Origin of the sequence: Labilithrix luteola (assembly GCF_001263205.1) — a bacterium.
In the GTDB taxonomy this organism is placed as follows: domain Bacteria; phylum Myxococcota_A; class Polyangia; order Polyangiales; family Polyangiaceae; genus Labilithrix; species Labilithrix luteola.
Window position 1 is genome coordinate 6,690,706 of sequence record NZ_CP012333.1, and the last position, 21,618, is coordinate 6,712,323.

The following is a 21,618-nucleotide window of genomic DNA, read 5'->3' on the forward strand; positions in this document are numbered from 1 at the left end:
GCCGATGCGGGCCGTTTTTCTCAGTTGTAGCCGGATATGGCACCGCGACGGCCGTCGTTCGGTATCCAGGCGTAGAACCAGCCGTCGGACAGGTCCGTTACCTGGAACTCGAAGAGCCAGTTCGTCACGGGTGACTCGGTCTCGTAAAGCGTGCTTCCGGGTTGCGCGTCGACAGGAACGAGTCGCACTCGCGTCTTGGGTCGGTTGGCGACGCAGAGGGCGGCCGCGCGACGGCCTTTTCCCGTCGTGCCAGGGCACTTGTCGGCGTAGACGTCGAGCTCGTCGCTACGGATGACGCTCGGCAGTCCGTCGATGCGATTCTCGAGGAACAAGGTCAGCGCGCTGTCGAGAGCCGCCAAGAACCCTACGCTGCTTTGGTCGTGCCTCGAGATGGCGCGCGCTCCGATCTCCGTACGCATCTTCGGGACGCCGTGACGCTCGAGGAGCTCGGCGATCTCCGCGGTGGGTATCGTTTTCGACTGGATGTCGTCCTCCGCGACGCTCGCGCTGTCCTCGGCGCCACCGCAGCCGAGTACAAGCATCATCATTGCGACAGCGACGACGGCATTCTTGGCGTTTCTTCCTCGACCGACCATGTGACCTCCGTTGGCGCGCATGGACGCGCGCGCAAGGAGTGGTCGGCCGCGGTGGGCCGTGCGTTGCGCGCACGGCGGCTTCTTCGGAGGAGCCTGCCGTGAGACCGAGGAACTCGACGTTGTACGCGTTTCTGAGCTCGTCGATCGCCGTCGGGTGACTTGTGTCACCGCCGTCGACACCTCTTTGTCGACACTGCTTGCCGGGCCTTCACCGGCGTCCCCCTTTCGCCCTCTAGCGTCGCTCGGCCTGTAGAACGGCAGCGCCGAATTGTTCCGGCGTCGGGGACTCCGCGAACGATGGAGTGCCCTCAGGGATCGTGAGCCATGGCTGCTTTCGTTTCGTCCAGATGTGCGCCATGGGCTGCACGCACTGGCTCTCGGACAATGTGCCCGCGCGCAGAAAAATCATGTCCGGCAGCATCGCGTTCCGGTTGTAAATTCGAGTGCGGCAGTTGTCGCAGAAGACCTCGTCGAACCGGATGCCGTTGGTCTCGCGGGCGTACGTGGCGAGGGGCCCGGCGCACTGGAACCTCGCCGCAGGAAGCATGGCGTGTTCGGCGAAGGCGCTGCCGCTCCGCGTTTGGCAATTCAAGCAATGGCAGACGTAAACGTGGACCGGGGCATCACCGGTCAATGTGTACGTGACCAAACCGCATTCGCACGCTCCATCCGCTGCCATCGCCTTCTCTTTACGACGCCCGCCTGATGATTGGAAGCCGTGCAAGGTCAGTTCGACGTGTCGCGGTTGCGAGGGAGCAGAGCCGAAATCAGAAGTGCGCCCGCTCCGCATGCCGCTCCCGCCACGCAAACGCCCGGCCAGCCAAACTTCGCCTGCACTGGCCCAACCATTCCAGATCCGGCTGCCCCGCCAAGGAAGAGAATTGCCACGAACAATCCGTTGCGACGCCCGGGAGAGTAGGAAGCCGAAAAGGTCGTCGGGCAGCAAGGAATGCCCGGCGAAGTGGACGTAATCCTCCTCCTTCGAAACGTCAGCATGAACGGAACGCGGTCCGCTTTGGAGGGCTCCTCGCGCAGAACCAGTCGCTTGTCGGCGTCGCGACGTTCACGCTTCCGCCCGGTGAGCTCCGCGCGCTCTCGTCGAGATCTTCGCCCTCGTCGAGGCGGGGGCGCTCGCTGCGCGCGTAGGAGCCGAGGCGAAGTTCACGATCGACGACGTCCCCCGCGCCCTCGACGCCGTTGCCGGGCGACGTACGGTCGGCAAGGTCGTCATCGTCGTCGCGGATCCGTGACGACAGAGGTGTGCTCCGTCGTTCGGCTCCAGCGACGCATCTTGTCACTTCGGAGATCGTGCCACTCGGCGGTCATCGCAGGACCACGGTCTCACGCGTGCGGTCGCCAATTGCCGTGAAAGCCGAACGGGACTCGAACGGGCAATTGAACGGTAGCGAGCGGTCCGCCGGGAAGATCCACGGCGTCGAAGATCAAGAGATCGCTCCGCCGCTCGTTCGCGCGCCAAACCACGGAGAGCAGCCAGCCGTCTCCTTCCTCGGCCCCAAGCGACCGCGGGACGAAGACCGGCTCGGACGTGACGTCGCCGGCAGGCAAAGTGTAGAGGCGTCGCTGATTCGTGCTGAAATCGAAGGAGGCGAGACTGCCGAAAAGGACGCCTTCGCCGGCGTCCCGGACGGCCCGTTCTCCATGGCAAGCGTAGAACCCGTAGCGATTGCGCAGTCCAGAAAAGCGATCGTCGATGCGGGGAAATTCGGCGACGAGATCATCGATGTACGCGCGTTCGATCTGCGTTTTACCGGCGGCGAGATCGAGTGTCCACCGGCAGAGACGCGCTTCGGCCCTCGCGGGGGCGACCGTTCGCCCTTCGGCGTCGGGCAATCCGGGCGCGACGTCGGATTGCATGACGTACGCGACGATCTTGTCGCCGTCGTCCCACGCATTCATGACGTGGAAGACGTGACAAGCTTCGGTCTCGAACCAACGCAGGTTCTGGGTCGAATCGCCTCGCGCCATGACGCCCACGTGGGTTCGCAGGCCTGCTTCCCACGCGAAGAGCGATTGGCCGCGCATGGCGCGTTCGAGGCTCGAAGTCAGGGGCATGATCGGGAACAACACATGCGACTTCGTCACCATGAAGTCATGGGCCATACTGGCATAGGGCACTTCGAAGGACTCGAGGCGCGTCATGTTGCACGCTCGATCCAAGACGCCGTAGAGCATCGTCGGCGTTCCCGGCCCATCGGGTGAATAGGCAAAGATGTGCATCTCGCCTGTGTGTGGATCGAACTTCGGATGCGCCGTGCAACGGGTGTTCAAAACACCGCCAAAGCTCTGATGCCCCTTCGGCGACAATGTCCGAACGTCGAGTTCGAAGGGCTGATGGCCTTCTTCGAGGGCGAACAGCCGCCCGCCGTGCCAGACGATGTTGGTGTTGGCGGTGCCGGTATTCTGGCCGACCGTGATCGGGTCGCTCGTGGCCGGATTGCCGAACGTTCCGAACAACGCTCGACCGGCTCGATTTTCCAGCTCCCACTTCGGCGTGCGCACCCAGCGATTGCGGTAGGCCACCCTCCCGGCATGGATCGTCCAAGCGTGGACCATCCCGTCGCCAGAGAACCAATGGTAGTTGTCGTCTCGCGGCCCGAAATGTGGATTGGGCCCGACACGGTAGAGAGTCCCCGCGAGATCCGCCGGAATGTTGCCGAGGATCTGCAGATCGGAAATGTCGCGCTCCGCATCGACCGGCGCGAAGTTCCCCGTGAAGAATGGATTGGATTGGTTGTTCGAATAAGACATCGGGCGTGACCCTTTGTTACCGCTACCTATTTTGCGTTTCGAGCTCGCGGATGGCCTGTTCGACGAAGACCATGAGCGAGGCGTCAATGCCCGAACCGAGGCGCAAGGCGGGCTCGTTCTGAAACGCGTGGTCGAGTTTGCGCTGCAATTCGGGATCACCACCCGCTTTGGCCCGGGAGAGCGCTAGCCAACGTCGCGCGAGGTCCTGGACTTCGACAGCGTCGGGCCGCGCACCGCGCGTCATCTGGTCACGAATGGCCGCGATGAGGGGCGGCCACGCGGCGGTCTGCGCGAGGTAGGTCGTTCGAAGGCGGTCGATCTCCTCGGGCAGGCAGTATCCCGCGTAGATGTCGAGCCGATGGTGCGCCGTGGCCTGCGCGATGTATTTCATCTCCCTCTGGCCGACGCCCGTGAGCGAGTGCAACGTCGGTTCGTTCCAATGCATGGCGTAGACCCGCATCAGCAGGCCTTCGTCGCCGCCGACGTCTTCGAGCAAGAGCTCGATCCAGCGGCGCGCCAGCGTGCGGGCTTCGACGGTCTCGGAGGAGACGCCGCGCTCGATCAATCCACGCAACGCATTCGCGAGGTGAGCCTTTTCGGTCCCGTCCATTTCGCCAAGGGCCACGCGGCGCGCATGCAGTGAGCTCCGTTCGTCGTCGGCGAAGTACTTCGAGGCGGTGACCATGCTTTCCAACGTGGCGAGCATCGGATCGACCGCCAGGTCGTTTCGCGCGTCCTTTCGCGCGTCCGGCTGCGAATTCCCCGCGAGTCTGGCCGCGAGCTCAGGTGGACCTCGAGCGCGACGAGGTGCGCTCGGAGCGCGGAGGCCTGCTCGATCTGGCGATCCAGCGCCATGATCTGCTGGCCAATCACCTCCGGCAGGCTCGCCCCCCCACGGGCCAAAATCGCCTGGATCTCGCTCAGCGAAAGATCCAGACGCCGAAGGGCCTGGATTCGGAAGAGCTTAGTGACGTCGTCGGCGGTGTAGAGCCGGTAGCCCCCCTCGGACCGCGTCGACGGCGTGAGCAAGCCGATCTCGTCGTAGTGGCGCAAGGCCCGAACACTCAGTTTCGTGCGCCTCGACAGTTCACCGATTTTCAAAAGCATGTTCGGCTCGGAGGATCTGCAGCCTGAACCCTCACGCAACGAGAGGGTCAAAGCAATTCGCCCGAGTCCGATGGCTTTACGCCCTCTGCGCCGGCTCACGGCCCTCGACGGCAGAGCCTGCGACCATCGCCGCGTGCTCCCGTCCGTCGATTCCGCATCGTCCGGCATCGTCGGAGTCGTCTGTGGGCCGCTCAGCGCCCGCGCTCACCCACGAACGCCTCGGCATTCTCGCGAAGGAAGGCTTGGATCGTTCGCGGCGGGTGGCCTGTCGTGCGGAGCACCGTGTCGTTCGGCACTTCGGGATAGACGCGCGCCAGGAGCTCAATCTCCACGAGGTGCTCGATGAGCCAATCCGGAAGCGGATACCGTCGCAAGTGTGCACGGTACGCGTGCGGGCCAAGATCGATGTACCGGACCGACCGGCCGAGCGCGGAGATATGCTCGGCGAGTTCGTCGTGTGTCATGACCTCTGGCCCGGTGGAGAGTAGGAAGCCGAAAAGGTCGTCGGGCAGCAAGGAATGCCCGGCGAAGTGGACGTAATCCTCCTTCTTCGAAATTTCAGCATGAACGGAACGCGGTCCGCTTTGGCAGTCCGGTGGTGCAGGCCAACGCGCTGCAGGGGCCGGTGCATCCCGAGCTGGCATCGCGATGGACATGAGCCTGCAGCTCAAGGCGGCGAACGGCGCGATCTGCACGCTCTCGCTGTCGTTCAACAACGACGGGCCGCTGGGGACCCGCTACATCGGCGACACCGGCACCTACGTCGCGCGCTACGACGACCTGATGACCGGCAAGGACGAGAGGATCGACGTCAGCCAGGTGGATGTGTCGATGAACGGCATCGAGCTGCAGGACCGCGAGTTCGTCGCGGCGATCCGCGAGGGCCGGGAGCCGAATGGGAGCGTGGCGCAGGTGCTGCCGTGTTGTCAGGTGTTGGATCGGTTGGAGCGGCAGTTGGGCCGCGGTTGATCCACCGATCGATCAGGCGGTTCAGGCCGGCTGATCGAGCGGCGGCCGCTGACGGGACTGCGCCCCGACTTGTTTCAGCGCGCGTTCGGCAGTGGCAGCACGACGCCCGCCCGCTCCCGCTGCTCCGGCGTCGACGCGTAGAGATGTGGCGCGGCACCGATGTCGGTGAGCGCCCGTCGGATCAAGTCCTCGCTCATCGACGGGTCGAAGGGCGCGGTCGGGTCGAAACACTCGCGCGGCACCAGCGGCTCGACGCTTTGCCAGTCGTAGGCGAAGTCGTCATCCGCCTCCGGGCTCGCCGGGAACCAGCGCTCAAGCCGGTTCAGCACGGCATCGCGCCAGGCGATGTACGGCGCGTCCGGCGGGACCACCAATTGGGCGAGCGTCGAGAGCCAGGCGGCGTTCTCCGACGGCGAGGCGCCTTCGAAATGCAGCGCGTCGTTGATCAACGCCATCGTCAGGTGCAGAGGGCCTCGCACCGGACCGCTCCATTCGCGGTCGACGAACTCCACGTAAGGGCAGCAGGCGAAATGGACCGTGCCCAGCCAGGCGGCTTCGAGGTACTGCTTCGGCCGGGGGTCGGGACCGAGCGCCTCAAGCGTGAAGACGATCCATTCGCCGATCGCCACGCCCATCGCGAGTTGCGCCCGCCGCGTCAGTGGCTGCAGACGAGCGGCAAGCGCGGCGTCGCCCGGCTCGTAGGCCTGCTTGACGTTCCAGTCGTCCCAGGGCCAGGACAAGCGGGATCCCGCGGCGATCGGGTGGATGTAGTGGGGCCGGAGCAGCGCCATCGCGGGACCCCGGTCCTCAGGAGATCCGGTACGGCGTGCCGCTGAACCCTTCCGACAGCATGTCCTCGGGACTGCGCAGGTAGGGGTTGTCCGCCGGCGCGAGTCCGGCGAGCAGGTCGGCGAAGCGCTGCGGCGCGCTGTCCTTCTGGAACTCGACGTCCGGATCGAGGGCCTCGCGCGGGACCGGCTCGCCCAGCTGCCCTTCCTCATTCGGATAGAGGGCCGTCAGGCGCTTGACCACCGCCTTCAGCCAGGCGTCGAACGGGCCCTTCTCCGGCAGCACGTGACGCGCCAGGAAGTACAGGTACACGGCGCGCGAGGTCACGGCGGGACCGGATTCGCCCTTGTAGCCGCGCAGGACGTTCGCGAGGATGTCCTTCGACGCGCGCAGCACGCCGTTGACCGGGCCCTTGCGGTCCTCGTGCTCGGACTGCGTCGGCGTGCGTCCGTAGCGGACATCCAGGTTGGACGCCCAGGCCGCCTCGATCATCCGCAGCGGCGCGTCGAAGTCGGTCTCCGGCCGCAGTCGCCAGAAGATCCATTCGGCGATGGCCGTCGCCACGGCGAGCCGCGCGCGCAGGCTCATCGCATTGAGCTGCTCGGCCAGCTTGTCGTTCTCGCGCGTGAAGTCCGCGGCGCCGCGCCAGGCGTAGCCGACCGGCTTGTGCTGCACGTCGGCGCGCTGGACATGGGAAGGGATGGAAAGTGTCGACATGGGACTCCTGTCAGTTCAATAGCTTCCGTTTGCATGGAGGGATGTTTCGCTCGAACAGATCTCGGCTCACATCGATCGCGGAACTGGATCCGCAACTCACCTGTACGAAGAGATTGTCCCCCTGCTTGGTAAGTACACGGTCGAACGCGTGGTCGCCGGACTTCGCCCTGGTTGGCGCAATCGTCTTCGCGAATGGGGATGAGGGTTGCGGCCCAGCATCAATGTCGTCTGCGACGTTGCTGCGAAGCAGGGCGGCGGCGACCCGGCGGCGATTCGTAAGTTCGTCGCGTGGGCCGAATCGACGAAATTCGAGCGAACGCGCTGGGAGTCGGGCGAGTGAGCCGTCTCCGCGCGATTCGCTAGCGCAGTGCGGGAAATGAGCTACTCGGCCAGTTCGTGTTCGGCGGCGGGGGCGGACAACTTCGGTGAATCGAGCTCGATGCCCGTGGGCTCGACTTGGGGGCGCGTCGTCGAGGTGGGGAGCTGATCGGGATTGTCCGAAAGGACGATGGGGCCGCCGCTCACGATGGCGTCCTCTTCGAGGAACTCGGTGCGAATGCGGCCAGCGACGAACAAGATGGGAAACGAGAGGAAGAGGCCCTTGAAGCCGAAGACGTGCTCGCAGGCGAGGAGGCTCACGATGAGCAGGAAGCCTGGGATCTTCACGTGGCGCGCGGTGAGGCGCGGGCTCAGGTAATACGACTCGATCTTGTGCAGGATGAACGTGAGGCCCACGAAGATGCCCACGCCGAGCCAGCCCTTCACCTGATAGGCGAGCAGCGACAGCACCGTGCCCGATACGATGTTGCCGATCACGGGCACGAGCGCCGAGACGAAGATGAGCAGCATCAGCGCGCCCACGTGAGGCACGCGAAGCAACAGCAAGACGGGCAGGGTGGTCACCGTGTTGAACACGGCCACGATGAGCTGCAGCTGGACGGTCACGATGGTGGCGTCGGACACGTGGCCGAGCCAGCGACCGAGTGTGCCGGCGAGCGAGCGCGGATCGACCTTGTTCCAGAACGTGCAGAGCTCTTCGTGCTCGAGCAGGAAGACGAGCGCGAGGATGAAGCCGATGAGCACGTACACGAAGAAGTGCCCGATCGCCGAGGCCGCCGAGATGGCGTCGCCCGCGTAGTGCTTCACGCCGTCGATGATCGACTCGGTGCCGCCGAACTGCTCCTGGATGCGCGCCACGAGCGGATTCTCACGGAGGTCCGCGAGTCGCTCGGGAAAGGTCTCCTGCATCTCGGTGAACGTGCGGATCGTCTTGCCGATGCCGAACCACGCCAGCGCGAACGTGATGGCGAGGAACGTTCCGACGACCGTGAAGACCGCGTGCTTACGCTTCATGCCCGTTCGCGCCGAGAGCAGTCTCGTTCCCCAGCCGAAGAGCCGCTCGAAGCCGACGAAGAAGAGCAGCAGCAACGCGAGGTGGCGAAAGAGGTAAAGACCTCCGAGGAACGCCGTGATCGCGAGAAAGCGGCGCGGAGTTTTTTCCGACAGGAAGTTCGCGACGCGGTCCATGGCCCGGAAGGGTACGCGATGGCCGTGATCGATTGAAGAAGTTGCGCCTCAGCTACCGCCGAGGGAGTCCAGCATCGCGAGGAGGTTGGTCGCGCCGGCGGCCATCTCGGTCGTATTCATGACGACCGCGTCCTTGACCTCGAAGGGCTCGGTGAGCTCCTCCGGAATGTCGGCGAGGAAGCGACAAGGCGTGCGCGGTACGGGTTTTCCGCGGGAAACGCGGTGCTTGCAACGCAAGAGGTCGAGGCGCTTACGTGCGCGGGTGACGCCGACGTAGAAAAGGCGGCGCTCTTCCTCGATGTCCTGCACGGTGGCGTCTGTGGCCTTCACCTCGAGCGTGCGCATGTGAGGGATGAGGCCCTCTTCACACCCGATGAGAAACACGTAGTCGAACTCGAGACCCTTGCTGCCGTGCAGGGTGGAGAGCGTGACGACGTTGCCGGGGTCGTCCTCCTCGTCGCTCATCTGCAGCGTGAGCGAGTGGAGGAAGTTCATGAGGTCCTTCTCGGCCGTTGCGTCGTTGCCTTTGGCCTCGACGCGCGCCTCACGTCGCGTGAAGATCCCGAAGAGGCCTTCGACGTTGCCCCAGCGCTTGGCGGCGTTCTTGACCGAGGTGGACGTGGCGTCGATGTCTTTGCGGAGCTCGATCGTCTCCGTCAGCCAGCGCGCGACCTCGTTCGCCTTCAGGCGATCGATCATGAGCTTCTTGCGCATGTCGGCGACGACGCGTTCGAGCTGCTTGCAGCCTTCGCGCGCGGGGTTCGGTATTCCGTCGAGGGCGTCGCAACGTTCGACCGCTTGCCAGAGTGTCCACCCCTTGGCGGTGGCGTTCTGCGTGAGGCGCTCGAGGCTCGTGTCGCCGATGCCGCGAGGCGGATAGTTGATGATGCGCCTCAGGCTGATCTCGTCGGCGCGGTTCAGCGCGACCTTGAGGTAGGCGAGGATGTCCTTCACCTCCTTGCGCTCGAAGAACTGCTGGCCGCCGATCATGCGGTACGGCACTTCCTGCTCGCGCAGGGCTTCTTCGAGCGCCTTGGCCTGGCCGTTGGAGCGATACAGGATCGCCATGTCCTTCGGCTTCTTCTGCTCTTCGCGCATCAGCCGGCGCATCTCGCGCGCGACGTAGGCGGCCTCCGCTTCGGGCGAGGGCGCCACGCCGAGGCGAACCTTCTCGCCGCCCTCTTTGTCCGTGCGGAGGAACTTCTTGTACTTCGAGTCCGTACGCTTCTCGATGACCGCGTTCGCGACCGCGAGGATGGGCGCCATCGACCGATAGTTCTGGTCGAGCATGACGATCTTCGCGCCCGGGAACTGCTCGTCGAAGTCGAGGATGTTGCGCACGTCGGCGCCGCGCCATGCGTAGATCGACTGGTCGTCGTCACCGACGACGCAGATGTTGCGATGGCGACCGGCGAGGAGGCGGAGCACCTCGAGCTGCGCGCGGTTCGTGTCCTGGTACTCGTCGACCAGGACGTACATGAATTCCTTCTGCCAGCGGTCGAGGATGTCCGGCCGGTCTTTCCACAGGCGGGCGACCTCGCAGACGAGATCGTCGAAGTCGAAGGCGCGGAAGCTCCTGAGCGCGGATTGGTAGCGCGCATAGACGACCTTCGTGACTTCGTCGTACTCGTCGCCCTCGCGTGGCTCGAACTCCTCGGGGGAGAGGAAGGCGTTCTTCGCGTTCGAGATGCGGGTGAGAATGGCCGCGGCGTCGAGCTTCTTGCCCGCGTCGGTCCGGCTCATGATCTCCTTCACGGCGGACACGCAGTCGCCCTGGTCGAAGATCGTGAACGCGCCGCCGAGAGACTTCTTCTCGCGGCCGAGGACCATCAGACCGAACGAGTGGAACGTCGAGATGACGATGCCCTTGGCACCGTGCTTTCCGCCAAGGCCCTGCTCTTTGACGATGTGACCAACGCGCTCAGCCATTTCGCCGGCGGCCTTGTTGGTGAACGTCAGAGCGCAGATCATGTGCGCGGGGACGCCTCGCTCCATCAGCCGCGCAATACGGTGTGTGATGACGCGGGTCTTGCCCGAACCTGCTCCCGCAAGGACGAGCATCGGGCCGTTTTGGTGCTCAACGGCCTCCCGCTGAGCTGGGTTCATGCTGGGGGCGGACACGGTGAAGCCGCCACGTTAAGCCACGACTCGGAAAGCGCGTCTAGACCGGACAGCGATGCTCCCGCCATGTATCCTCCGGCGCCATGTCCATTGGGCTTGGCATGCGTCTTGGAGTTTCGCGGTCTTCGCTTTTCTCGTCGTCCCCGTCCTGGCTTGCGTTCTTGGCCGTCGGTCTCGGCGCGTGCGGTGGAGCACCGCCACCTGCGGCACCTACGGCCGCGGCCAAGCCCGTTGCCGAAGCTCGGTCCGCTCCGCCGGACGTGAGCGCCGTGCCGGATCCGGAAGGTCTTCTTCTCGTCGGAAGGATCGCGAACCCCGACGGCATGATCAAGACCGCCGGCAACTGGACGCACTTGCCGCTCCCGAGCGGCGCAGAGCTCGTTCGTTCGATCACCGACGCATCGCTCGGCGAGGTCGTCGATCTCTCGCAGCCGCTCGATGCGGCCGTGGCGGTGGGCGGACGAAAGATGAGCCCGCGACCCCTCGTGGCCGTTTCGGTCGCCGTGCGCTCGCTCGAGGGCGCGAAGGCGAAGCTCGCCAAGGAGCACAAGCTCGTCGATGGTCCGAACGGTTCGACGTTCGTGCAGGGCGTGAGCCTCGGCAAATCGTCGGGCGAGGACGGCGAGGCGGACGACGACGATGCCGAGGGGTGTCTGCTCTCGCCGGCTCCGGTCGGCGCGCGTCTCGTGTGCGGTGAGCGGCACGCGGTCGACGCGCTCGCGCCGTACCTGGCCCGCACGATGACGCGCCAGAAGTGGCCGGCCGACGTGCACCTCGAGCTTCGCTTCGGGCCCGTACGCGACACCGTCAACATGGCGCGCAGTCAGCTGCCGATTCTCGCGCGCACGCTCCTCGGTGCGAACAGCCCGGCGATCCACAACCTGCTCGATGGAGCGGTCGGCGAAGCTGCGGATTTCGTCAGCGATGCGAATCGCATGACGCTCGACATGAATGTCGGTGACAAGGGCGTCGAGACGACGTCACGCATCGACTACGCGCACGCCACGAGCCTGCTCGCGAAGCTCGCCGTGTCGGAACGCAATCAGGACGGTCCCCCGCCGCCCGCCTTCTTGCACCTTCCTGGCGAAACGGACCTCGCCTTCTACGGTCGCGGTGCGGATCCCAAACTCTTCGATCATCCGCGCGAGCTTCTCGGTGCGGCGTTCGTCGAAGCGGCCGGTGACTCGGGCATGCCGGAGAGCGAGAAGAAGGCGCTCAAGGAGCTCGTCGCCGATCGGATGCTTACCGTGTTCACGGGCGCCTCGGTCTACGGCAAAGGGTACGACGCCGCTGCGGTCGCCAAGGCGCTCTCCGCACGGCAGAGCGTCAAGCCCGACAACCTCGCGGCCGAAGACGAAGCCACGCGCGTGCTCGCCGAGCAGGTGGTCGGCTGGCATCTCACGCAGGTCAGCGACCCCATCGCGAAGGTCGGGCCGGTCTTGAAGGACTGGTCGGCCCTGTGGAACCGACCGGCCTTCGCGAAGTGGGCGAAGAAGCAGGCGTCGTCGAAGATGCTCGCGCAGATGCGCATCGCGCCCATGCCTGCGGGGGTGACGCTGCCGAAGGAGTCGGTGCACCTCGAGATCGTCGTGCCGCGCACGGATATCGAAGTGCCGCCTCCGGCTCCGTCGCGCGCTGGCGCCAAGGCGCCGGCCGCGAAGAAGGTCACGCGCAAGCCCGTCACCATGCACGTCTTCGCGATTCCGGATCAGGGAGCGACCTGGATCGGCTTCGGTCTCGACGGCAAGCTCGTCGCCCAAAAGGCCGCCGCTTCGCTCTCCACGGCTCCGGCGACGGACACGCTCGGCGAGAAGACCGCCATGGTCGAGTCGCTGCGCAGTTCGAAGACCACCGGGGCCGCGCTCGTGACGCTGCGAGGCCTCCTCGTCTTCGGCGCGCTGGGCGGCTCGGAACGGTCGCCGTTCTCGTCGTTGGCGATGCTCCCCTCGAAGGGGGCGACCCCCATCACACTGACCTCGACCGTCGAGGGGCCCACGCCTTCGGCCGCCGAGGGCGCGAGCGTGGCGACCATCAAGGTTCCCCGCTCGACCATCGACGATCTGGTGAAGCTCTTCATGCTCGAGCTTTCTCGCTGAGGCGACGGAAACTCGCCGCAAATTTCCCCTGAGGGCGTCGTGTAGGTAGATGTGGGGCAGTGCTCCCGCCCGCCCGTCACTTCGCCCGCGCTCTTGTCCTTTCTGCCTCCTCTGCCCTGGGCTTCGGGGCATTGGAGCCCGCGGCGCATGCCGCCGGCTGGCAGGAGGCCCATCAAACGTCGGACGACGTTCGCGTCACCGTCGCGCAGGACGGCATGGCGACGGTCGTGCACCACCTCCGCTATCGCGTGGTGGCCGGCCGCTTCAAGTCGTTCGACTTCGGCGGCATCGACCCGCGCGCCGAGGTTGTCCCGCAGACCGTCGCGTTCCCGGAGAAGGGCAACGAGATCGCCGCGAAGGTCGAGCCGAACGCCAAAGCGCCCGGCAGCGTGCGCATCGCCCTCGACGATGCGAAGGGGCTCGGACGCGGCATCTACACCGTCGACCTGACCTACAAGCTGGATCTCGTCGCGACGAAGATGCTCGTCCGCGACGGCGCCATGTGGCGTCTTGCGTGGTCCGCACCGCCCTCGGGCGAAGGCCACGACGGTGCGCGCGTCGTGTTCGAGCTTCCGCCGGCACCGACCGAGCCGCGGCTCGCGTCGACCGAGCAGGCGGCCACTACGGTGGCCACGTTTCGCCGCATGCCCGAGAAGGACGAGCTCGAGCTCGTGCGCGCGCACGTTCCGCGCGGCGAGGGTGTCGTGTGGTCGGCGCGCGTCGACCCCAAGGCGTTTCCGCTCGTGACGGCTCCCGAGCTTCGTGCTGCGCCTGCCGCCGTCGCGGCTTCGACCACGCCGAATCGCGTGCCCGCCGCACTGGTCGCGTGCGGCTTTGCCGTGATCGCCGGTCTCCTCGCGCTGGCGCTGCGCACCAAGCAGGCCGCCGTCGCGCACGCGTGTGCTGCGTCGCGTTCGAACGCTCGTCCACTCATTCCCGTCCCGGGCGGCGCCGCGCCGTTCGTCTACGGTGCCGTCACGGTAGCCGCCCTCGCCGCGCTGTTGTGGGCGAACCCTACGGTCGGAGCGCTCCTCGTCGTCCTCGCCATGGCGCTTGCCGCGCATCGTGCACCGGCCGTCATCGAGCGGCCGCGTGGTCCCGGTCGCTGGCGGACGGTGAGCGACGAAGACGTGCTCCTCGCGCAAAAGCGTCCTTCGTCGCCGGGGGATCTCTTCGACGTCGGCACGACCAAGGGCCGTCTCGTTGCACTCGCTCTCGTCGCCGCGGTGGCCTCGGCCACGGTTCTCCTTGCCACCCGGGTGGCCGGCGCCGCGCTCGCGATTCCGCTCGGCTCGATGGTGCTCGTCCCGCTCTTCGTGACCGGCACGCGCGCGCAGCTTCCGCCCAAGCCCTCGGAGCTTTCTTCGCGGTTTCTTCGCACCACGCGCGATCGCCTGGCCCGTCTCGCCGATCTCACGCACCTCGAGCTTGCGTGCGTGGCACGCTTCGGCGAAGGCACGCAGACGTTCGACGAAGTGCGCCTCACGTGCGCGCCCGCCGATCGGATTCCGGGCCTGCGCACCATCGAGCTCGCGCTCGCGGCGATGGCTCCCGGCGGAAACACTGCCGTTCCGGAGGTGCTCGTCCGCTTCGACGACGCGTCGGCGGCTGCCGAGAAGATCGCGCGCATCGCGCCGGGCGTCGCCGTCGTCCCCGGCCGCGCTCCCGAGGAGAAAGTGCTCCGCCTGTCGCCGCGCGTGCCGACGCCCGCGTTCGCTGCCCGGCTCCTCGCACGCCTGAGCGAGGAGCTCGAAGGCCGCCGCGCCAGCGACCGCCCACGCGACACAGCCGGCCCCGAACCGAGCCGTCCGGCACGTGCGTGGAAAGGGAAAGAGCGTCGCACTCCGCCGGGCACTTCGAAGCGCCCGAGCAAGCAAAATACGGCGATCGTGGCGGCAGTGGCGCTGGCCTGACTGTGGTAGAACGACGCCCTTCGGACCCCTCCATGTCGGCCAGCTCTTCACCCCCGGTTTCTGCCGGTTCGCGTCATCCCGGTGCGAATGCTGCGAACCTTGCAGCGGCGCTCTGCGTTCACGCCGAGCCGCTGGTCGCGGGCGCACGCGTTCTCGTTCTGGGCAACGCGGAGCTCGACATCGGAGCCACGCTCCTCGACCTCGGCGCGCGAAGTGTCCACGTTTACGATTCGGATGGTGCCCGAGCCGCTCGCGCCGCCGCGTCCGCGCCTCGCGGTGTGATCTACCGCGCAGGCCCGAACGAGATCGACGCCCGCGATGGTGCCTACGACCTCGCTCTCGTTCCGGACCTTGCGCAGCTGCGCGATGCGGAGTCGATTGTCGGCCAGCTGCGCCGCTTGCTCGGCCCTGCCGGCGCCGTCGTCGCGATGGCGCGCGCTCGCATGGATGCCGATGCTGTCGTCGGCAGCGATGGCGGCACTCCGCTCGCTACCGTCGGTCCGGCCACGCTCGCGTACGCCGAGCTCTACGATCTCTTCGCGCTCTGCTTCGAGCACGTGACGTTCACCGGCGTGCTGCCCTTCGCCGGCGTCGTCTTCGCCGAGCTCGGAGAGAACGAAGACCTCGCCGTCAGTGTCGATACGCGCCTCGCCGAAGAAGGCCCGCCCGACGTGTTCGTCGTCCTCGCGAGCCGCGAGGCGAACGCGCTCGAGCCCTATGCCATCGTGCAGGTCGCACGCGAAGAAGCGCCAGCGGCCACCGACGTCTCGATCAGCGACGCGATGCCAACGCCGGTGCCGCCCGCGCTCCTTGGCGCTGGCGCCGAGGACCTCGCAGCGTTTGCAGCCACGCGGCTCCAGGTGGAGCTCCTCGTCGCGCAGCTCGAGGAGCAGCGCGAGCGTGTCGCGATCGTCGACGCGGATCGCGCCGACCTCGAATCGCGTCTCGAGCAAGCCAACGTCGAGCGTGACGCGGCCGTCGAACGCGGCGTCGGCCTCGAGGAGGTCATCGAAGCTGCGCAGCAGGCGCTCGCCTCGATGGAGCGCCGCCTCGGTGGTGCCGAGCGGGGCATGCTCGAGCGCGACGATCGCATCGCCGCGCTGAGCGCGGAGCTCGAAGCGTCACGCGAAGGCGAGCGGCAGCTCGGCACGGGGGCGACGGCGGACGTGGCCTTGCCCGCCCCGGAGATGCTCGCCGACGTCGCGCATCTCGCTTCGCGTGCGGAACGCGCCGAAGCCGCGCTGGCCTTGCAGGTGGCCGATCTCGCGCAAGTCGTGGAGGCCCACGCCGTCGAGATGGCGCGCGTCGAGGACCAACTCCGCGAACGCGCCGGCGTGATCGCCGAGATGGAGCGCGAGCTCGTCCGCCGAGAGAGCTTCATCAAGGAGCTCGTCGTCACGCTCGAGGAAGCGCGTGAGGGCCAAGCCCCCGTTCCGTTCGAGGCACCGTTTGCGGCCCCGGAGGTCGACCCCGCCGAGATGGCTCGGATGCGCAGGAAGCTCGACGAGCTGGCGATGGAGGTGGCGCGCCGAGAAGGTGAGTTGGTCGCGCAGGCCTGGCGCATCGAGGAACTGGAAAACGCGCGCGAAACGAGCGGCGGAGGTCGCGCGTCCGAGATTCTCGCGGCAGAACGGAGAGATGCTACGCAGGCAGATCTCGAGGGAGACCTCGGCCGGGCGCGCGACGAGCTCGCCGTTTTGCGGCAAGCCCTCACGCAGGAACACGCTGCCCGCGTGGCCGCCGAGTCAGGCGAGGAGCTCACGCGCGCCCGTGCAGAGCTCCAGCGTCAGGCCGTCCTGCTCGAACAGCTCCGCGCGCGCGACACCTGAAGCTCGTCCATGGGCGTTGACAGCCAACTCTCATGCCTTACCTTCCCGCGGCGAGCAGCGCCTGCGCCGCTTACGCCTTGCGGAAACGTCCTTACTGTCTTCGTAACGGTCTCAAACCCAGTTCTTCGTTTCCTCTTCCAGAGGGGCCATAACGTAGTTGATTCGTTCGCGGATCCGTTCGATTGCCTCGAGCACGCCTCGTACCTTCGAACGCCCTGCAACTCGAACGCGTCAAAGACGAGAAACGGTAACCGGTAACACCTTGCTGCTCGTGTCGGACCAGGCGCATGTCGGATAAGCGCGATTACTACGAAGTTCTCGGTGTCGAGCGTGGCGCGGCGGCGGATGAAATCCGCAAGGCCTACAAGCGCGAAGCGCTCAAGCATCACCCCGATCGCAACCCTGGTGACGCAGCCGCGGAGACGAAATTCAAAGCCGTCAACGAGGCCTATCAGGTCCTGTCGGACGACGAGAAGCGGCGCATCTACGATCAGTTCGGTCATGCCGGCCTCGAAGGCGGCATGGGCGGCGGGTTCGATGGCGCGTCGGACGTCTTCTCCCACATGCAGGACCTCTTCGCCGAGATGTTCTCAGGCGGCGGGTTCGGTGGCTTCGGTGGTGGCCGGCGGCAGCCCGCGCGCGGCGGCGACCTCCGCATGCAAGCTCGTCTGAGCCTGCGCGAGGCGGCGTTCGGCATCAAACGCGAGGTCACGGTCAATGCGCCGGCCCGCTGCGACGACTGTTCGGGCACCGGCGCGAAGCCGGGAACCAAGCCCGAGGCGTGCGGCCACTGCCGAGGCAGCGGTCACGTATCGAACGCGCGTGGCTTCGTCATGTTCACCACGCCGTGCCCCAAGTGTCATGGCCAGGGCGTGGTCATCAAGCACCCGTGCAAGACGTGCGACGGCCGCGGCGCGGTCGAGAAGTCGCGCAAGGTCGTGGTCGCGTTCCCGGCCGGCATCGACGCAGGCCAACGTCTCCGCGTTCCGGGCCAAGGTTTGCCCGGCCCGATGGGGGCACCTGCCGGCGACCTCTACGTGGAGATCGACGTGGAGGAAGACGCGCGCTTCGAACGCGACGGCGCCGACCTCGTCACGCGCGTGCACGTGACCTTCGCCGACGCCGCGCTTGGCGCCGAAGTGCGCGTTCCGTCGCTCGGTGAGCCGGGCGAGGAGTCGCCCGAGGACGCCACGGTGGCGCTCAAGATTCCGGCCGGCACCCAGCCTGGCTCGGTGTTCAACATCAAAGGCCAGGGCGTCCCGCGTCTCGACGGCCGCGGCCGCGGCTCGCTCGTCGCCGTCGTCCAGGTCGACGTGCCGACCAAGCTGTCGGACCGCGCCAAGAAAATCCTCCGCGAGCTCGACTCCGAGCTCCGCCCGGAGGAGGAATCGTCGTCGGAAGACGGCACCGCCCGCGCCTCCACAGCTTAAAGAAGGATTTTACGGCGAAGGTTCTCCTCCCTTCTCCCTTAGGGAGAAGGGCGGGGGATGAGGGCGCAATCCACCCGCGCGGGAGCGGAAGGCAATCCATCCTCGCGGGAGCGGAAGGCAATCCATCCTCGCGGGAGCGGAAGGCAATCCACCCGCGCGGGAGCGGAAGGCAATCCACCCGCGCGGGAGCGGAAGGCAATCCACCCTCGCGGGAGCGGAAGGCAATCCATCCGCGCGGGAGCGGAAGGCAATCCACCCGCGCGGGAGCGGAAGGCAATCCATCCTCGCGGGAGCGGAAGGCAATCCACCCTCGCGGGAGCGGAACGCGATCCATCCTGCAGCGTTGTTCCGACGAAGCACGAAGCTCGGGTAGGCTTGGGTGCGTGAGCACTTCGCTCGACGCACTCAAGGCAAAACTCGCAGCGACTCCGGCCCTTCGCGCGACGGGCCGCGTGATTTCTGTGACGGGCTTGAGTCTTCGTTTCAGCATGCCCGGTGTGCGCGTCGGCGACGTCGTGTCGGTTCGGCGGCGCGGTGAGCCCCTTGCGTGCGAGGTCGTCGGCTTCGATCGAGGCGAAGCCGTGGGCATGCCGCTCGGCGCTCTCACCGGCGTCGGTCCCGATGACGAAGTCGAGGCGACGGGCGGAGGCTTCACCGTTCGCGCATCGGATGCTCTCCTCGGGCGTGTGGTCGATGGACTCGGTCGACCCATCGATGGACAAGGTTCCATCGACGGCATCTTCGTTCCCGTCGATCGCGACCCGGAAGGGGCGCTCGTGCGGCGTCCGGTGTCGAAGCCGCTCGCGACGGGCGTGCGCGTGCTCGATGGCTTGCTCACCATGGGCGAAGGACAGCGTGTCGGCCTCTTCGCCGGTTCGGGCGTCGGCAAGAGCACGCTGCTCGGCGCCATCGCTCGAGGTACGTCGGCCGAGGTCGTCGTCGTTGCGCTCGTCGGTGAGCGTGGACGCGAAGTCGGCGAGTTCCTCGAGCACGCGCTCGGCGCCGAAGGGCGGGCGCGAAGCGTGGTGGTCGTCGCCACGAGCGACGTTGCGGCTCTCGAGCGCCTCCGCGCAGCGCAGGTCGCCACGGCCTATGCGGAGTACTTCCGCGATCAAGGCAAGAGCGTGATGCTCCTGGTCGATTCGGTCACGCGGTTCGCCCGTGCGCAACGCGAGGTCGGTCTCGCGGCAGGCGAACCGCCGGCACGTCGAGGCTATCCGCCGAGCGTGTTTGCGATGCTGCCGCGCCTGCTCGAGCGGTCCGGGCAGGGATCGCGTGGCTCGATCACGGCCATCTACACGGTGCTCGTCGAAGGCGGGGACATGGACGAGCCGATCGCCGACGAAGTGCGCGGCATTCTCGATGGCCACGTCGTGCTCGATCGAACCATCGGCGCGCGTGGTCGCTATCCCGCCGTCGAGCCGACCGTATCGCTCTCCCGCGTCATGGACGCCGTCGTTCAACCGGCCCACCGCGACGCGGCGAGGAAGCTTCGCTCGCTCGTCGCTCACTACGAGGCCAAGCGCGATCTCGTCATGCTCGGCGCGTACGCCAAGGGCAGCGACAAGGAGCTCGACGAAGCCATCGCGCGTATGCCGAAAATCGAGCAGTTTCTGCGTCAGTCTCCGCACGAACGTGTCGCCTTCGAGGACACGGTGGCGATGCTCCAGAAGGTCATCGCTTGACCGCGTGACCTGGCGCGCCTCAGCGGCTATACCGCGCGCTCATGACGGTTCTCCAGGTCGCCGATTTGCGCTTCGGCTATGCGGGTGACACCCTCTTCGAAGGGGTGACGTTCACGCTCGCGCTCGGCGAACACGCGTCCCTCGTCGCGCCGAACGGCGCCGGCAAGTCGACCCTGCTGCGGCTGCTAGCCAAGGAAATCGAGCCGGATGCCGGCGAGGTCGTCGTCAAGAAGGACGTCACCGTGGGCTACTACCGTCAGTCCCACGAGGTCGCCGCGAAAGGCGACGTGCTCTCCGCGTTCCTCTCCGGCTTCCGCGAAGTCGTCGAGCTTCGCGAGGAGCTCGTCCGCGCGCAGCATGATGCCGCAAGCGGCGACGCTCGAGCCCTCGAGCATCTCGCCCACGTCACCGACCGGTATCACGTCGCACGCGGCGACGAGCTCGAGCACCGCGTGGCGGCCATCGCCGCGAAGCTAGGCTTCTCGAACGACGATCTCGCACGCCCCGTCACGTCGCTTTCGGGAGGCGAACGCGGCCGTCTGCATCTCGGCGTCATCCTCGCGCAGGAGCCCGATTTGCTCATGCTCGACGAGCCCACGAACCACCTCGACCTCGACACGATCGCGTGGCTCGAAGGGTGGCTCAAGGGCTATCGCGGCGCCGTCCTCGTCGTCTCGCACGACCGCGCGTTTCTCGATGCCGTCGCCCCGAACACGATGGAGCTCGGCACACGCGGGCTGCGTGTGTATCCGCTTCCCTACAGCGCCTATGCCGAGGCTCGCGAAGAAGATCTCGCGCGCGAGCGCGCCATCCTCGAGCGACAGCAGGCCTTCGTCGCCAAGACCGAGGACTTCATCCGCAAGAACATCGCGGGCCAGAAGAGCAAGCAGGCGCAGAGCCGCCGCAAGATGCTCGACAAGCTCGAACGGGTCGAGCGTCCGGAGGACGTCTGGGCGGTCGCCGAGCGCATTGCCTTCCGCTTCGCGCCCGCGCCGCGTTCCGGCGAGATCGTCCTCGAGGCGAACGGACTCAATGCGCGTCGCGGCGGCCGGGGTCTCTTCGAGGGCGTCGATCTGCTCGTGCGCCGTGGTGAGCGCATCGGCATCGTCGGCCCGAACGGCGCCGGCAAGTCGACGCTCCTCAAAATTCTCGCCGGGCGCGGCAACCCCGATCTCGATGGCGGCTCGGTGCGGCGCGGTACGAACTTGAAAGAGGGTTACTTCGATCAGCACCTCGGGCAGGTCGACCCCAAGAAGACCGCGGCTGAGGAGGTGCGTAGCGTTCGCGGCGACTTCACCGTGGAAGCCGCACGTCAGTATCTCGCGAGGTTTCGTTTCTGGGGTGATGACCCCCTGCGCGTCGTCGCTGGCTTCTCGGGCGGTGAGCGCTCACGTCTCGCGCTCGCGAAGCTTCTTCTCGAGCCGAAGAACCTCCTCTTCCTCGACGAGCCCACGAACCACCTCGACATCCCAGCCGCCGAGATCCTCGAGGAGGCTCTCGCGTCGTTCGAGGGCACGGTGGTCCTCGTCTCGCACGACCGTCGGTTCCTCGAGACGGTGACCACGCGCATCGTGAGCGTGCGCGACGGCAAGGTCGATGTGTACCCCGGCGGCTTTTCCGACTTCGTGTCCGTCCAGCGCGCACGCGAGGAGGAGGCCCGCCCGCGAAAGGCCGAACCCAAGAAGCCGCCGACCGCCGCAAAGGCCCAGCCGACCGCTTCGAGCGAGCCTGCCGCGAAGAAGGGGCAGCAGCACCAGGCCCAGAAGCAAGCATCCCGGGATCGCGAGAAGCAGCAGCGGCGCGTCAAGGACCTGGAAGAGCTCATTGGCGCCGGCGAGAAGCAGCTGGCCGAGCTTCGGGCGCTCCTTCGGGAGGATCCGGCCGGAAACTGGGAGAAGCTGGCGAAAATGGCCTCCGAAGAGCGTGCGCTTGCCCGCCGCGTCGACAGTCTGGTCGACGAGTGGACCAAGCTGTCGGCCGTTCTCGGGGCCTGAACGCGGGCTAGACGAGGGCAGTCGGCGCGAGCTCAGGGGCACGGTAAGCGCGAGGGCACCGTACGCCGGACTTGTC

Annotated in this window: 16 protein-coding genes and 2 pseudogenes; 8 read left to right on the forward strand and 10 right to left on the reverse strand. The window is 66.8% G+C overall.

The window, feature by feature from the left end; translation table 11 throughout:
* Positions 1-20: 20 nt before the first annotated feature.
* Together AKJ09_RS29060 and AKJ09_RS29065 are read right to left on the reverse strand one after the other, a co-directional pair.
* The gene (locus AKJ09_RS29060) at positions 21-548 is read right to left on the reverse strand and encodes a hypothetical protein (protein ID WP_146651122.1); all 528 of its coding nucleotides are present in this window, start codon (positions 546-548) and stop codon (positions 21-23) included.
* A gap of 280 nt (positions 549-828) precedes the next feature.
* Positions 829-1,275: a GFA family protein gene (locus tag AKJ09_RS29065; RefSeq protein WP_146651123.1), complete on the reverse strand. Its 447-nt coding sequence runs from the start codon at positions 1,273-1,275 to the stop codon at positions 829-831.
* Positions 1,276-1,699: 424 nt separating this feature from the next.
* Here AKJ09_RS29065 and AKJ09_RS56285 point away from each other — a divergent pair, with 424 nt between their 5' ends.
* On the forward strand, positions 1,700-1,846 hold the full coding sequence (locus AKJ09_RS56285; RefSeq protein ID WP_146655691.1) for a zinc-binding dehydrogenase: 147 nt from the start codon (positions 1,700-1,702) through the stop codon (positions 1,844-1,846).
* 91 nt (positions 1,847-1,937) lie between these two features.
* Here AKJ09_RS56285 and AKJ09_RS29075 read toward each other — a convergent pair whose 3' ends face one another.
* The 4 genes and pseudogenes from AKJ09_RS29075 to AKJ09_RS29090 all read right to left on the reverse strand — a co-directional run bounded on the left by AKJ09_RS29075 (position 1,938) and on the right by AKJ09_RS29090 (position 4,936).
* Positions 1,938-3,365, reverse strand: a complete 1,428-nt coding sequence (locus tag AKJ09_RS29075; RefSeq protein ID WP_146651124.1) for a carotenoid oxygenase family protein — start codon at positions 3,363-3,365, stop codon at positions 1,938-1,940.
* A 22-nt stretch (positions 3,366-3,387) separates the two neighbouring features.
* Entirely contained in the window at positions 3,388-4,071 is a 684-nt protein-coding gene (locus tag AKJ09_RS29080; protein WP_240488620.1) for a hypothetical protein, read from the reverse strand.
* 149 nt (positions 4,072-4,220) lie between these two features.
* Positions 4,221-4,640: pseudogene (locus AKJ09_RS56290) on the reverse strand (MerR family transcriptional regulator); the annotation flags it as partial.
* A 23-nt stretch (positions 4,641-4,663) separates the two neighbouring features.
* Positions 4,664-4,936: a Rossmann-fold NAD(P)-binding domain-containing protein gene (locus AKJ09_RS29090; protein ID WP_146651127.1), complete on the reverse strand. Its 273-nt coding sequence runs from the start codon at positions 4,934-4,936 to the stop codon at positions 4,664-4,666.
* A gap of 110 nt (positions 4,937-5,046) precedes the next feature.
* Here AKJ09_RS29090 and AKJ09_RS29095 point away from each other — a divergent pair.
* Positions 5,047-5,441, forward strand: a pseudogene (locus AKJ09_RS29095) (oxidoreductase); the annotation flags it as partial.
* Positions 5,442-5,515: 74 nt separating this feature from the next.
* Here AKJ09_RS29095 and AKJ09_RS29100 read toward each other — a convergent pair.
* From AKJ09_RS29100 to AKJ09_RS29115, 4 genes are all read right to left on the reverse strand, one after another.
* On the reverse strand, positions 5,516-6,232 hold the full coding sequence (locus AKJ09_RS29100) for a hypothetical protein (RefSeq protein WP_146651128.1): 717 nt from the start codon (positions 6,230-6,232) through the stop codon (positions 5,516-5,518).
* Positions 6,233-6,248: 16 nt separating this feature from the next.
* Positions 6,249-6,947 (reverse strand): hypothetical protein, encoded by a 699-nt coding sequence (locus tag AKJ09_RS29105; RefSeq protein WP_146651129.1) that lies wholly within the window; start codon positions 6,945-6,947, stop codon positions 6,249-6,251.
* Positions 6,948-7,328: 381 nt separating this feature from the next.
* Positions 7,329-8,474, reverse strand: a complete 1,146-nt coding sequence (locus AKJ09_RS29110; protein WP_146651130.1) for an AI-2E family transporter — start codon at positions 8,472-8,474, stop codon at positions 7,329-7,331.
* Between the two features lie 48 nt (positions 8,475-8,522).
* A complete protein-coding gene (locus tag AKJ09_RS29115) occupies positions 8,523-10,580 on the reverse strand; it encodes an ATP-dependent helicase (RefSeq protein WP_146651131.1) in 2,058 nt (685 codons plus the stop codon).
* A 98-nt stretch (positions 10,581-10,678) separates the two neighbouring features.
* Here AKJ09_RS29115 and AKJ09_RS29120 point away from each other — a divergent pair, with 98 nt between their 5' ends.
* From AKJ09_RS29120 to AKJ09_RS29145, 6 genes are all read left to right on the forward strand, one after another.
* Positions 10,679-12,691 carry a hypothetical protein gene (locus tag AKJ09_RS29120; RefSeq protein WP_146651132.1) on the forward strand — a complete coding sequence of 671 codons (2,013 nt, stop codon included), beginning with the start codon at positions 10,679-10,681 and terminating at the stop codon, positions 12,689-12,691.
* 59 nt (positions 12,692-12,750) lie between these two features.
* Positions 12,751-14,604, forward strand: coding sequence for a hypothetical protein (locus AKJ09_RS29125; protein WP_146651133.1), 1,854 nt, complete (start codon positions 12,751-12,753; stop codon positions 14,602-14,604).
* A gap of 32 nt (positions 14,605-14,636) precedes the next feature.
* On the forward strand, positions 14,637-16,433 hold the full coding sequence (locus tag AKJ09_RS29130) for a coiled-coil domain-containing protein (protein ID WP_146651134.1): 1,797 nt from the start codon (positions 14,637-14,639) through the stop codon (positions 16,431-16,433).
* Between the two features lie 287 nt (positions 16,434-16,720).
* Entirely contained in the window at positions 16,721-17,863 is a 1,143-nt protein-coding gene (dnaJ, locus tag AKJ09_RS29135; protein ID WP_146651135.1) for a molecular chaperone DnaJ, read from the forward strand.
* Between the two features lie 383 nt (positions 17,864-18,246).
* Positions 18,247-19,548, forward strand: coding sequence for a FliI/YscN family ATPase (locus tag AKJ09_RS29140; RefSeq protein ID WP_146651136.1), 1,302 nt, complete (start codon positions 18,247-18,249; stop codon positions 19,546-19,548).
* Between the two features lie 41 nt (positions 19,549-19,589).
* Positions 19,590-21,542 (forward strand): ABC-F family ATP-binding cassette domain-containing protein, encoded by a 1,953-nt coding sequence (locus AKJ09_RS29145; protein ID WP_146651137.1) that lies wholly within the window; start codon positions 19,590-19,592, stop codon positions 21,540-21,542.
* Positions 21,543-21,618: the final 76 nt, after the last annotated feature.